The sequence below is a fragment of the Microlunatus panaciterrae genome (assembly GCF_016907535.1).
Lineage (GTDB): Bacteria > Actinomycetota > Actinomycetes > Propionibacteriales > Propionibacteriaceae > Microlunatus > Microlunatus panaciterrae.
Genome location: NZ_JAFBCF010000001.1, coordinates 3,896,750 through 3,908,980, shown reverse-complemented (window position 1 = coordinate 3,908,980; position 12,231 = coordinate 3,896,750). Strand labels below are relative to the sequence as shown.

At 68.5% G+C, this 12,231-nt stretch carries 9 protein-coding genes; 3 read left to right on the top strand and 6 right to left on the bottom strand.

Annotated features, from left to right (window positions below; translation table 11 throughout):
- Nucleotides 1–49: 49 nt before the first annotated feature.
- Both JOE57_RS17810 and JOE57_RS17805 read right to left on the bottom strand, forming a co-directional pair.
- Nucleotides 50–979, bottom strand: a complete 930-nt coding sequence (locus JOE57_RS17810; protein ID WP_204919982.1) for a T3SS (YopN, CesT) and YbjN peptide-binding chaperone 1 — start codon at nt 977–979, stop codon at nt 50–52.
- Nucleotides 980–1,058: 79 nt separating this feature from the next.
- Entirely contained in the window at nt 1,059–2,000 is a 942-nt protein-coding gene (locus tag JOE57_RS17805; RefSeq protein WP_204919981.1) for a hydroxymethylglutaryl-CoA lyase, read from the bottom strand.
- Between the two features lie 81 nt (nt 2,001–2,081).
- On the opposite strand from JOE57_RS17805, the gene JOE57_RS17800 reads away from it, so the two are divergent.
- Complete coding sequence (locus JOE57_RS17800) at nt 2,082–3,338, top strand: alpha-L-fucosidase (RefSeq protein WP_204919980.1); 1,257 nt, start codon at nt 2,082–2,084, stop codon at nt 3,336–3,338.
- A gap of 80 nt (nt 3,339–3,418) precedes the next feature.
- Here the strand turns inward: JOE57_RS17800 and JOE57_RS17795 are convergent, their stop codons facing one another.
- Nucleotides 3,419–4,342 carry an AEC family transporter gene (locus JOE57_RS17795; RefSeq protein WP_204919979.1) on the bottom strand — a complete coding sequence of 308 codons (924 nt, stop codon included), beginning with the start codon at nt 4,340–4,342 and terminating at the stop codon, nt 3,419–3,421.
- A gap of 169 nt (nt 4,343–4,511) precedes the next feature.
- Here JOE57_RS17795 and JOE57_RS17790 point away from each other — a divergent pair, with 169 nt between their 5' ends.
- Nucleotides 4,512–5,681 carry a PrsW family intramembrane metalloprotease gene (locus JOE57_RS17790; RefSeq protein ID WP_204919978.1) on the top strand — a complete coding sequence of 390 codons (1,170 nt, stop codon included), beginning with the start codon at nt 4,512–4,514 and terminating at the stop codon, nt 5,679–5,681.
- Between the two features lie 177 nt (nt 5,682–5,858).
- On the opposite strand, the gene JOE57_RS17785 is transcribed toward JOE57_RS17790, so the two are convergent.
- Nucleotides 5,859–6,836, bottom strand: a complete 978-nt coding sequence (locus JOE57_RS17785; protein ID WP_204919977.1) for an Acg family FMN-binding oxidoreductase — start codon at nt 6,834–6,836, stop codon at nt 5,859–5,861.
- Between the two features lie 113 nt (nt 6,837–6,949).
- Nucleotides 6,950–7,561 carry a DinB family protein gene (locus tag JOE57_RS17780; protein ID WP_204919976.1) on the bottom strand — a complete coding sequence of 204 codons (612 nt, stop codon included), beginning with the start codon at nt 7,559–7,561 and terminating at the stop codon, nt 6,950–6,952.
- Between the two features lie 219 nt (nt 7,562–7,780).
- Between JOE57_RS17780 and ppsA the strand changes: the two genes are divergently transcribed.
- Nucleotides 7,781–10,066: a phosphoenolpyruvate synthase gene (gene ppsA / locus JOE57_RS17775; protein WP_204919975.1), complete on the top strand. Its 2,286-nt coding sequence runs from the start codon at nt 7,781–7,783 to the stop codon at nt 10,064–10,066.
- Between the two features lie 245 nt (nt 10,067–10,311).
- Here the strand turns inward: ppsA and JOE57_RS17770 are convergent, their stop codons facing one another.
- Nucleotides 10,312–12,036, bottom strand: a complete 1,725-nt coding sequence (locus JOE57_RS17770; protein ID WP_239580161.1) for an alpha-galactosidase — start codon at nt 12,034–12,036, stop codon at nt 10,312–10,314.
- Nucleotides 12,037–12,231: the final 195 nt, after the last annotated feature.

Below are 12,231 nucleotides of genomic sequence, written 5' to 3'. Positions count from 1 at the left end.
CTACCGGCACGGAACGGAAGAGGCCTAGGTCCCGACCAACAGGCCGCTCTCAGGCCACCGGGCCGTCGTCGTCGAAGGTGGTGCGACCGTGCAGCTTGGCCGCCAGTTCATCGTCGATGCCGTCGGCGACGTCGGACATGATCCGCACCGCCTGCTGCAGGTGAGCCGGGACGAACGGTCGGGCGGGCACCGACAACGTGACGAACACCCGGTCGCGGATCAGCTGGAACTTCACCCACCGCGCGTCGACGTTGAGGTCGTTGAGCACCTCGGTCGCGCGCGAACGGCCCTCCACGTCATGCACCACAGTGGCGAAGATGATGATCTCCCGGGCATCGGAGGCGGTGCGCAGGAACAGCATGGTGGAGCCGACCCGGATCGCCACATCACCCTCGGTGTCCCTGATCGGCCGGTGTCCGAACATCTCGGACAGCTCCTCGTCGACCAGGGAATTCAGGTGCTCCTGGCTGCCGGGCACGGTTGCCAGTGCATCGCAGGCCGCCAGGTCGGACGCGTCGGTCAACGGGTCGGGCTTCGGCTGCAGAATCTCCGCCAACTGGTCCGGGGCCAGGAAGACCGGGTGCTGCACGCCGTAGACGTCACGCAGAGCAGCCACGGCTAGCTCACTGATGCGGTCGGAGTCCTCCTGGGCATGCTCGACCCAGAAGTTGGCGCTCGGCCGGGCGCCCTCGCTGGTCGGTGGGCACCAGCCGAGCTGTTCCATGCTCTGCAACTGCGCGGGGGTGAGCTGGAAGCTCTCGCCGAGCGCCGCGTTGCTGGCAGCCTCACTCCGGATCAGGTCCCGCTCGGGCGAGCTGAAGGTCACGAACGGGCCGGCATCGTTGCTCTCGGACTCGGTGCCGATCACGAGATCACCCGAGTCGTCGATCACCGAGATCACCTCGCTCAACCGACGCTGGAACTCGTTCCAGGCTTCGGCGGTGCTCCGGTCGATGTCGAAGTCTTCGTAGTCGGCCATCGGCCTCCTCTCCCTGATCGTCCGACGAACTGGTCCTCCGACGAACCTAGCGCACCGGCAGGGACCGGACGGAGGGCCTTCAGAGGCCCTGCGGGCGCCCCAGTGCGGCCACCACCCGCGAGGGCGCCGGTCGTCCGAGCTGGTCGGCCATCCAGACGCTGGTCCGCAGTAGGAGGTCCAGGTCGACGCCGGTGGCGATCCCCAACCCGTGCAGCATCCAGACCAGATCCTCGGTGGCCAGGTTGCCGGTCGCCGACTTGGCGTACGGGCAGCCGCCCAGACCACCGGCAGAGGAGTCGAACTCGGTCACCCCTGCCTGCAGCCCGGCGAGAACGTTGGCCAGCGCCTGACCGTAGGTGTCATGGAAGTGCAGGGCCACCCGGTCCAGCCCAACGCCCTGGTCACGCACCGCGTGGAGAACCGCGTGGACGTGTCCCGGGGTGGCGACCCCGATCGTGTCTCCGAGACTGACGGTCCGACAGCCCAGCTCGACCAGCCGGGCGGCCACGCCGGCCGGCACCGCAGCGTCCACCCGGCCCTCCCAGGGGTCACCGAAGCACATCGAGACATAGCCCCGGACACCGAGGCCGGCAGCCCCGGCCTGCTGCACGACCCCGGCAGCCGTCCGTACCGCCTCGTCGAGGGTGCTGGCCAGGTTGGCCCTGGCGAACGCCTCGGTAGCGCTGACAAACACTGCGATCTCCTCGGCGCCGGCGGCGACGGCTCGCTCCAGCCCGCGCAGGTTGGGGACGAGCACCGGATAGCGGACGCCCGGGTGTCGCTCCAGGCCTGTGAGCACGTCCGCCGCGTCTGCCAGCTGGGGCACCCAGCTAGGTGAGACGAAGCTGGTCGCCTCGATGGCCCGCAGCCCGGCGCGCTCCAACCGCTGGATGAACTCGATCTTGGTCGCGGTGGCGACGACGGCACTCTCCGCCTGCAGCCCATCGCGGGCGCCGACCTCGTAGACGCTCACCCGATCCGGCAGGCCGTCGAGGCCGTGAGGATCGGGGAACGTCGCCATGCCCCTGACTGTAGTCCCCACCCGTTGCGGATACGGCCGTCTTCGTGGCCGGCACCAGGTGGTCCGCTAGGGTCGGATGCCGTGACCTTGATCGCCCCGTCCGCCGGCCAGCTGGCCTGGCAACAGCTCGAGCTCGGCTTCTTCTGCCACTTCGGCCTCAACACCTTCCATGGCCTGGAGTGGAGCGACGGCACCCTGCCCGCATCATCGTTCGACCCAGTGGAGCTGGACGCCCGGCAGTGGGTACGCACCGCACGCGAGGCGGGAGCGCGCTATTTCATCCTGACGGCCAAGCATCACGACGGCTTCTGCCTGTGGCCGACCGCCACCACCGACTACTCGGTCGCCTCGTCGCCCTGGCGAGACGGCCAAGGCGACGTCGTGCGCGAGGTCGCCGAGGCCTGTGCCGCCGAGCAGCTCCCGCTGGGCCTCTACCTGTCGCCCTGGGACCGCAACGCGGAGTGCTACCCGGACGCCGAGGCGTACGACCGGTTCTATCTGGCCCAGCTGCGCGAGCTCTGCAGCAACTACGGACCACTCGTCGAGCTGTGGTTCGACGGCGCCGGGTCCCAGGGCCGCGAGTACGACTGGTCGGCGATCTCGGCGCTCATCGACGAGCTGCAACCACAGGCAATGGTGTTCAACATGGGTCGGCCCACGATCCGCTGGGTGGGCAACGAGGATGGACTCGCGGCTGACCCGGTCCGCTACGTGGTCGACCGGACGGACTTCAGCCAGTACACCGTCGAGACCGTGAGCCTGGATACCGCCCTCTACCTGCCGCCCGAGTGTGACGTATCACTGCGACGCGGTTGGTTCTGGGCCGAGCACGACGAGCCCAAGGAGCTGGACCACCTGCTGTCGATCTACTACCACTCGGTCGGGATGGGCGCCAACCTGCTGCTCAATGCTCCCCCGGACAACCGCGGCCTGATCCCCAACGAGGACGTGGCGCGGCTGCACGAGTGGCGGGCTGAGCTGGACCGACGCTTCTCCGACCCGATGGAGGCCACCGTCACGCCGGACGGCGATGCCTGGCTGGTCGACTTCGGCAGACCGGTCAGGCTGGACCATCTCGAGCTCGCGGAGGACCACTCCGGCGGCCAGCGGGTGAGTGGCCATCGGGTGTTGACCGACCGGACCACCCTGTGCTCGGGAATGACCATCGGACACCGCAGGCTGCACGTCTTCGCCCCGCTGGAGACCCAGTTCCTCCGGGTCGAGCTCGACGGTGATCAGCCACTGCTCAGTTCCGTCCGTGGCTACCTCACCGGAGTCTCTGAGATCGGCGAGGCGGCCTACCTCGCGCCGACGGAGGCGCCGGACCCGACCAGCTGAACGTCTCTGCAGACTTCTCCTGGACGTCTGCTCCGAGGGGGCGGCTGAGGTGTGACCTCCGCTGGGATCGCTCCGGAGCGTCAGGCCAGCAACGCTGCAATGACGACCAACACCGGGACAGACAGGATCGTCGAGACGAAGACGGCGTCGCGGGCCAGGATGATGCCCGTCTGGTAGCGGTTGGCGTGTACGAACACGTTCTGGGCTGTCGGCAGCGCGGCGATCACGGTGACGGCCAGGACGCCGGCCGGGTCCAGCCCCAGCGCGTACCTGGCAAGCAGGAATGCGGCCAACGGCTGGATCACCAGCTTGAGGAGGACGATGTAGCCGACCTGGATCTTCGGCTCACCGCGGCCGGGCCGCGGGCCGAGGCGGAGCGAGATCCCGTAGGCGATCAGCATCGCCGGGATCGCCATCCCGCCGACCAGCGCGAGCGGGTCGTGCACGGCGGGCGGCAGCTGAACGTGGAAGATCGACAGCAGCAGGCCGAGCACCGATCCCAGCATGAGCGGGTTTCTCAGCGGTCTGCTGAGGATCCGGGCCCAGGACTGATGTTCGCGGGCGATGGTGATGTCCAGCACGGTGAGGCCGAGCGGCTGAAGCAGGATCAGCTGGGTCAGCAGCATCGGCGCGATCAGTGAGGCGTCACCCAGCACGTACCCGGCGATCGGCAGCCCCAGGTTGCCGGCGTTGACGTACGCCGAGGAGAACGTCCCGATGACGGTGTCGGGGGCGTTGCGCTTGAACACGAGCCGAGCGACGAGGATGTAGAGACCCGCGGCCACGACGACACTGCCGATGGAGGCGACCAGGTTGGCCGAGAAGATGGCCGAGACGTCGGTCCGGCTCAGCACCGTGATCATCAGCGCCGGGCTGGCCACGAAGAAGGCGAGCCGGGAGAGCACCAGTTGGCTGTTGGTGTCGAGGATCTTCAGGTGGGCCAGCAGCATGCCGACCACAATGATCGAGCCGATGGTGACGAAGCCCGTCAGGACTCCATCCACGATCGGCTCCGCTCTTTTCGCCTCTGTCGGCTTCGTCTGTCCCGGCTCAACCCGGTCGGCCTGACCCTGGTCTTGGGGCTGCGGGAATAGGTTTTCACGGCTGGTCCCCGGCGCGAACGCCGGCCCGCATAGTGGGCTCGGAACGGGTGGCGGCCCCTAGGCTGGCAGCATGACCGCCCCGCCGGTGATCCCGCAGCCAACCGCGATTCCCCGCCCGCGGCAGCGACACTCGGCGCTGTTCTTCATAAGCACCGTCGTGCTCGGCCTGGGCGCCTTGGCTGTGGCCACGTTGATCGTCTGGTCCGGTGGCCCGATCGCGGCGGCGATCGCCTATCTGCTGGCTGCTGTGCCGCTGCCGCTGCTGATCCTGCTCTGCCTGTGGTTGGACCGCTACCAGCCCGAGCCCGTGCGGTATCTGATGGCGGCGATCGCCTGGGGGGCGGTGGCGGCCGTGGGCATCGGGCTGGGCCTCAGTCTCGCTGCCTCTGCCTTGACCGGGGGCAATGACACGCTCAACAGCGTCTTCTGGGCACCGGTGACGGAGGAGTTCGGCAAGGGCGTGTTCCTGATCGTGGTCATGGTGATGCGTCGGGACCAGCTGCACGGCGTGCTCGACGGAATCGTCTACGGCGGCCTGGTCGGGGTCGGTTTCACCTTCACCGAGGATGCGCTCTACTACCTCAACAGCCTGTCCGAGGGCGGCATCGGCGCCACGACCGCCCTGTTCATCGTCCGCGGCGTCGCCGGCGCGTTCGGACACTCCTTGTATGCGGCTGTGTTCGGCATCGGCCTCGGCATCGCGATCGGCACCCGCTCCCGCGTGCTCCGGGTGGTGGCGCCCATCCTCGGTTACGTCGGTGCCGTGCTGTTGCACGCCACCTGGAACGGTAGCGCCACCTTCGGCGGGTTCCGTGGGTTTGTGACCGCCTACCTGGTGGCCATCCTGCCGGCTCTGGTCGCCCTGCTGACGATCGGCGCCTGGGTCCGCCGGCGCGAGGGCCAGGTGCTGCGGACGGCGTTGACCGACTGCGCCCGGCGGGGCTGGGTGCACCCGGGTGAGGTCGCCTGGGTCGCGCTGCTGCCTCAGCGGGCGGCAGCACGGAAGTACGCCGCAGCCCGCGGTGGGCGGCAGGCATCCCGGCTGTTGCGCGACTACCAGCAGACCCTCACCGAGATGGCGTTTCTGCACCACCGGGTGATGCAAGGGCGGGCACCCAAGAACGCCGATGCGCAGATGGCAGCCATCCTGAATCGGGCGGCCGCCTACCGTCCCTTCCTGATCCTGCCGCCGCCGATGACGATGCCACCCTCACTCGAGCGCCCCCACCACGTCGCCTGATCGACGTGACCTGAGCCAGTCGAAGGACCCACGCCCCCTGAACGTGTCCGGAGCCAGTCGAAGGACCCACGCGGCGTGAACGCGTCCTGAGCCTGTCGAAGGACCCCACGCCCCCTGAACGCGTCCTGAGCCTGTCGAAGGACCCACTCGCCTGAGCTCGTCGAAGGGGCCGAACGGTCAACTGGGCAGCAGCTCGATGATGTCGGAGACGGGGCGCCGCGGCGTGGGCGGCAGCGGTTCGCCGGCCGGCGCCCAGCCGAACCGGAACACGATCTCGGGCGACAAGGTGCCACCGAGGACCTGGTCCTGCAGGATCTTGCGGGTGGCGCCGATCTCCAGCGGCTGGCTGAGCGGGCAGCCGGCCAGGCCGAGCTGGGTGGCCTGGAGCAGCACGGCGCTCATCGCCTCGCCTGCGCGCAGCTGGGACAGCGGATCGTCCGAGGTGCTGCCCAGCACCATCAGCGTGGCGTCCTCCGGGCGCTCCTCGATCGTCGTCTCGATGTCCCCCACGCCGAACGCCCGCGACGACTCCACCGGAGCTGGCATGGTCCGGAGCAGGTTGGCCCGCGGAATCCCGTCGTCCCCTTCGCGACCGGTCCAGCTCTCCAGTTCGGAGCGGTACCCAGGCACCTGGTCCTGGGCTGTCGCCGCCTGGTGGATCGCTGCCACTAGTACTCCCCTCGCCCAGGCGTCGGTGATCACGCGCAACAGCCCGCCCTGCTCGGAGGCCCGCTCGGTCAGCTGGCGCTGGAACGCCTCCGGAATCGGCCAGTGGCTGAAGGGCCGACGGTCACTGCGCCGGTCGGGGATGGCTGTAGCCAGCTCCCGTTGGGCGTCCAACGCGGTGCTGGTGTCCAGCTCGACTGTGGCCAGATGCTTGGGATCGTTGGGGTCCGGCAGCCGGTGCACGGTGGTGTGTACCCCGGCAACCGCAAGGGCGATCCGCAGATGGTGCAGCGCAGCGCCGCAGCTCAACAGGAGATCGCGCTGGTCGGTGTCGGTCGACGGCAGCCACCGCCTGTGGTCGGCGTACAACTCCACCTGCCTCGGCCCGAGCCGAAACAGCCACGGCTGGCTGTTGTGGAGGGAGGGTGCACGACCGGCAAGCTCGATGGCCTGCTGGAGTGTGCCGAGTCTGGATTCCTCCGTGATCATGTCTGACCCCACTGTCCTGTCCTGTAGCGAACCGTGGCGCAACGTCTCGGTGGCGTGGCGTCCGCGAGTGCCTCTCATCGATCGTCGCCGTGGTGTACTCAACTGCACAACGGTCAGTGGTCCCGTACGCCAGGGACCTTAGGCACTTCTGTCCGGGAATTCTGCTGGGCTTCCTCGGCCGCCGTCTCCAGCCGTCGACGATACGTTGCCCACTCGTCGGCCGTCTGGTCGGGAAGGCTGCCGTCGTTGTTCCCGGCCGCACCGTCCAGCAGCTCACGGATGATGTCGGCGTGACCCGCGTGCCGGGCCGTCTCGACGCACATGTGGACCAGAATCTGATGCAGCGTCACGTGCTGCCGCTCCCCCGCCCACCAGGGCACGAGCCCACGCGCGTCAAGGTCCAGAGCCTCGATGGTGGCATCGGCGTGCACCGCCGCGATGTGGTGCAGCTCGACGATCTCGGCACGACTCTCGTCCGCCGTGGCCCACATATCCGCGTTGACCTCCGCGCCTTCATCGAACCACGGCAGGCGATGGCTGGATGGCCGACCGAAGACCTCCCCGAAATAGCCGAGCTCGACGCTTGCCGTGTGCTTCACCAGTCCGAGCAGGTTGGTGCCGGTCGGCGTCATGGGCCAGCGCACCTCCCGTTCGCCCAACCCGTCGAGCTTCGCCAGCAGCGAGGCGCGTTCGCGGCGAAGGTAACGATGCAGCGTCTGTTTCATCTGAGTGGCTCCCTTCCGGACGGCCTCTTCCGAGTCACTCAGTGACCCTAACCGGAGGCACTGACACCCGGTTGAGCAGCGAGAACGGAAGGGGACCTTGGTCCCTCGTCAGCGGGGACAACTCCTCTGACGTCGCCCGAGCGGCTGTGGGCAGGGTGAGGACAGGTGAAGGGAGCTCGACATGAGAATCGTTGCGGGCGCACGCGCTCGGAGACCACAGTGACCATCACAGCGACGACCAGGTTCGTCCGTGACTTCAGCAGCCTGAGCAGGAGCGAGGTAGGCGTCGCCGGCGGCAAGGGCGCCAACCTGGGTGAGCTGACCCGTGCCGGCCTGCCGGTACCACCAGGGTTTGTGCTGACCGCCGGGGCCTACCTGGAGTCGATGGACGCCGCGGGCGCACGCGACCAGCTGAAGCAACTGCTCCGCGACGCACTGCGCGACGCCGGCGACACGGCCCGCCTGGGCGAGGTGTGTGCGTCGATGCAAGCGCTCGTCCGCCAAGCGGGGATTGACGCGCTGGTCCGGGAGGAGCTGGTCAGTGCCTATCTGGAGCTCGGCGACCAGGTGACCGTGGCCGTACGGTCGTCGGCCACGTCGGAGGATGCGGCGGACACCTCGTTTGCCGGCATGAATGCGACCTACACCAACATCACCGGCGAGCAGGCCCTCGTGGACTCGGTGCTGAGCTGCTGGGTCTCGCTGTTTAGCCCCCGCGTCATCGCCTACCGCGCCAGCAGCGGGATGGACGAGGAACCGGCGATGGCTGTCGTGGTGCAGCAGATGGTGAACTCCGATTGCTCGGGAGTGGCGTTCACCGCGGATCCCACCACCGGCGACACCGGTCATCTGGTGCTGGAGGCTGCCATCGGCCTGGGCGAGGTGGTGGTCAGCGGCGCGGTGGAACCGGACACCTACGTCCTGGCGAAGAAGGGCCCCCGTCTGATCCAGCTGCGAGTGGGACACCAGACGCACAAGATCATCCGAGGACCCGACGGCAGGGACCTGCGGGTGGATCTCGACGACGTCGACGCCGACCGTCGAGTGCTGACCGACGACCAGGCGATCGAGCTCGCCCGGCTGGCCCTGCGCACCGAGGAGTACTACGGGTCGCCGCAGGACCTCGAGTGGGCGGTCGCCGACGGGAAGACGTGGCTGGTGCAGTCACGTCCCATTACAACCTTGTCCCGCCGCGCCGACGCGTCGGGGGCGCCGGTGCTGGTGCAGGGTTTGGCGGCCTCACCCGGGACCGGTTCAGGCTCGGTCCGGGTGCTGCTGTCGCCGACAGAGGGTGCGCAGCTGTTGGAGGGCGAGATCCTGGTCGCGCCGATGACCAACCCAGACTGGGTGCCGGCGATCCGCCGCGCAGCTGCGCTGGTCACCGACGGTGGTGGCATGACCTGTCATGCGGCGATCGTCGCCCGAGAGCTCGGCGTGCCGTGCGTCGTCGGCGCCCGGGACGCGACCAAGAGACTGCACCTCGGTCAGCAGGTGACGGTCGACGGCACCTCCGGCCGGGTGCTGGCCGGAACCCCTGCAATCCACCACGAGGTCTCGGTCAGCGAGCCGGCATCGTCGACCACGGTGCAGACCGCACAGCTGGGCACCCGGCTGTACGTCAACCTCGCCATGCCGGAGACGGCCGAACGGGTGGCTGCGATGCCCGTCGACGGCGTCGGGCTGCTGCGGGCTGAGTTCATGATCACCGAGGCGCTCCACGGGGAGCACCCGAACCATCTGCTGGCAGCCGGCGGCCGGGAGGCGTTCGTGACGACGATGCAGCAGGCGTTGCTGACCGTGACCAGGGCCTTCGCGCCCCGACCGGTGGTCTACCGGGCGACCGACTTCCGCACCAACGAGTTCCGCAACCTGACCGGGGGTGCCGAGCACGAGCCGGTTGAGGCGAACCCGATGATCGGCTACCGCGGCTGCTTCCGCTACATCCACGAGCCGGAGCTGTTCGCCGCCGAGCTGGAGACGCTCGCCCGGGTACGAGAGGAGTCCCCCAACCTGCATCTGATGATCCCGTTCGTCCGTACCCGATGGGAGCTCGAGGCCTGTCTCGAGGCCATCGATGCCAGCCCGCTGGGCCATCAGCGCGGGCTGCATCGCTGGGTGATGGCCGAGGTCCCCTCGGTGATGTACTGGTTGCCGCAGTACATCACCCTCGGAGTGGACGGTGTGTCGATCGGCAGCAACGATCTGACCCAGCTGATGCTCGGAGTCGACCGCGACTCCGAGGTCTGCTCGGAGCTCTTCGACGAGGCCGACGAGGCTGTGCTGGACGCGATCAGCCGGATCATCACCGCCGCCCGGCGAGGTGGCATCACCTCGTCGCTGTGCGGGCAGGCGCCCTCGAACCGGCCGGAGTTCGCCGAGCATCTCGTCCGGCTCGGGATCACCTCGATCTCGGTCAACTCCGACGCAGTCCCAGCCGCCCGGGCCAGCATCGCCGCTGCCGAACAGCGGATCCTGCTCGAAAGCGCCCGACACGACGCGCCCTGAGCCTGTCCACGCGCCCTGAGCCTGCCCACGTGCCCTGAGCCTGTCCACGTGCCCTGAGCCTGTCCACGTGCCCTGAGCCTGTCGAAGGGCGCGCCAACGCAACCCCAGGAAGCTCTTCGACAGGCTCAGAGCGCCTAGCCGTGTACGTGCCCTGAGCCTGTCGAAGGGCGCCGAAGCAACCCCAGGAAGCTCCTCGACAAGCTCAGAGCGCATCAACAGCTCTTCGACATGCTCAGAGCCTTCACTCAGTGCAGGGTGATCTCCACCGCACCGAAGGGTGGCACCTCAAGATCAACGACGCCGGGGGCAAGATCACGATCAAGATCGTTGTGGTCACCGAGCACATCGACGGTCGAGGCCACTCGAGCACCGGCCGCACCGATCCGGAGCACCAGCCGGTCGGCCGGAGTGGCGTTGATCACCGTCACCTGGCCAGTTCCGAGCGGCGTCAGATCCACCACCAGATGGGCGTAGACGCCGACCACGTGCTGGTCGCCCAGGCTGCTGCGCACCAGCGGGTACCCCAGCTCCGCTGCCTCCACCGACAGCGTCCCCTCCAGCAGTACCGGTCGCAGCCGTCGCCAGAGTGCCAGCCCGGCGGCCAAGGCGGTCGACTGGTCGGTGGAGAGGTGCTCGAGCCTCATCGAGATCTGTGGAACGGCGAACCACCCGCCGTACAGCTGCTGGGCCACTGCAGCCGGTCCACCGGCTGGACTCCACATCATGGGATCGGCGTGGATGACCTGACCGGTCGCGAGCAGTCGCGCATCCAGCGTGGAGCGGCGGTTCACCACGGCGTCAGCCGGGCAGTCGCCGGCGCGCAGGATGTTGCCGTACGAGGCAATCGCGGGGCTCACGTAGGGCTGCCGGAACTCGATCATGGTCTCGGCATGGCCGGCTTGGGCGAGGCGATCGCGGATCTGGCCGAGCATGGTCTGCATCGCCACCCCGACATCCTGCATGTCGCCCTCGGCCGGCTGGCCCTGATAGACCATCGCCTGCTCGAGAAAGTCGATCTTGAGACCATCGATGCCGTAGTCCTCGACCAGCCGCAGGCAGGTCGAGGCGAGATGCTCCCGCACCTCCGGGAATCGGGGGTCGAGCACCCGGCAGCGGGAGGCGAAGTCAGCGCTCGGTGCGAACCGGGACCAGGCGGCGAAGGCCGTACTCCGCTCGCCCAGCAGGACCGGGGCGATCCAGACGACCACCTTGAGCCCGAGCTCGTGCAGCCGTTCAACGTGGCCGGCGAAGTCGGCGAACTTGGCCGGGTCGGGCAGCCAGTCGCCGCAGCCCGCGTACCCACGGCCGTGTGCCTCCAGCTGCCAGCCGTCGTCGATGAAGACAGACCCGTAGCCGAGCTGCGCTGCCAGCGTCGCCTCGGCTTCGACCAGGTCGGCGTTGATGTCCTGGGTGAAGGTGTACCAGGTGGAGTAGACCGGCTCCTTGGCGGTGGCCGGTGACGGCAGTGCCGCGACCGGACGCACCGATTCCATCCAGGCGGCGAGGCGCCGCAGCGTTTCGGTGAGGGATCCCGCCGAGGTCAGCAACAGCCGTAGCGGCCGATCGTCGCGGGTGGTGACCTCGAGAGCAAAGTTCTTCCGCTCCTCCGAGACGCCGTAGGCGACATCGACCTCAGCCACCAGCTCGTCCGCCGCCCAGCCGAGCAGCGCCCTGCCCGCAGCGTCGTAGAGGCAGCCCGCCGGCACATCGTTCACCAGGCTGGTCGTCGCCTTCCCCGACCAGTCGGCCGCTAACGTGCGCGACGCGCCCTGACCGGCGTGCCAGTAGCCGACCGCACGGTCGAGGACCAGCTCCATCCGCACGACGACTCCGTTCGTCGCCGGGGTGACCAGGAGCTCGACTACTCCGTCCGCCGCCCTGACCTCGACGTCGCCCGCACTGGTCGCGACAGACACGGCGCGTGCCACGTCTTCGGGAAGGTGGACCGCCTCGAGCGCAGAGAACTCCATCACGAGGCGGAACAGTAGCAGCCCTCTCGAACCGGCTATCGGCTGTCGGCACGAAGGCGACCGTGACTCCGCTTGGGGGCATCCCGTTCACGATCTCGATGTACTGATCGCGGTCGATCACGCCCTCGGTTGGCGCCGCCGCTCGGGAGTCAGAAGATGCGGTCGAGTTCGACTCCAGCCTTGTCCAGAGCATCC

Coding starts and splice junctions, on each gene's coding strand:
- JOE57_RS17810 (WP_204919982.1), bottom strand. CDS start 979: ATGGCCGACTACGAAGACTTCGACATCGACCGGAGCACCGCCGAAGCC.
- JOE57_RS17805 (WP_204919981.1), bottom strand. CDS start 2,000: ATGGCGACGTTCCCCGATCCTCACGGCCTCGACGGCCTGCCGGATCGG.
- JOE57_RS17790 (WP_204919978.1), top strand. CDS start 4,512: ATGACCGCCCCGCCGGTGATCCCGCAGCCAACCGCGATTCCCCGCCCG.
- JOE57_RS17785 (WP_204919977.1), bottom strand. CDS start 6,836: ATGATCACGGAGGAATCCAGACTCGGCACACTCCAGCAGGCCATCGAG.
- JOE57_RS17780 (WP_204919976.1), bottom strand. CDS start 7,561: ATGAAACAGACGCTGCATCGTTACCTTCGCCGCGAACGCGCCTCGCTG.
- JOE57_RS17770 (WP_239580161.1), bottom strand. CDS start 12,036: ATGGAGTTCTCTGCGCTCGAGGCGGTCCACCTTCCCGAAGACGTGGCA.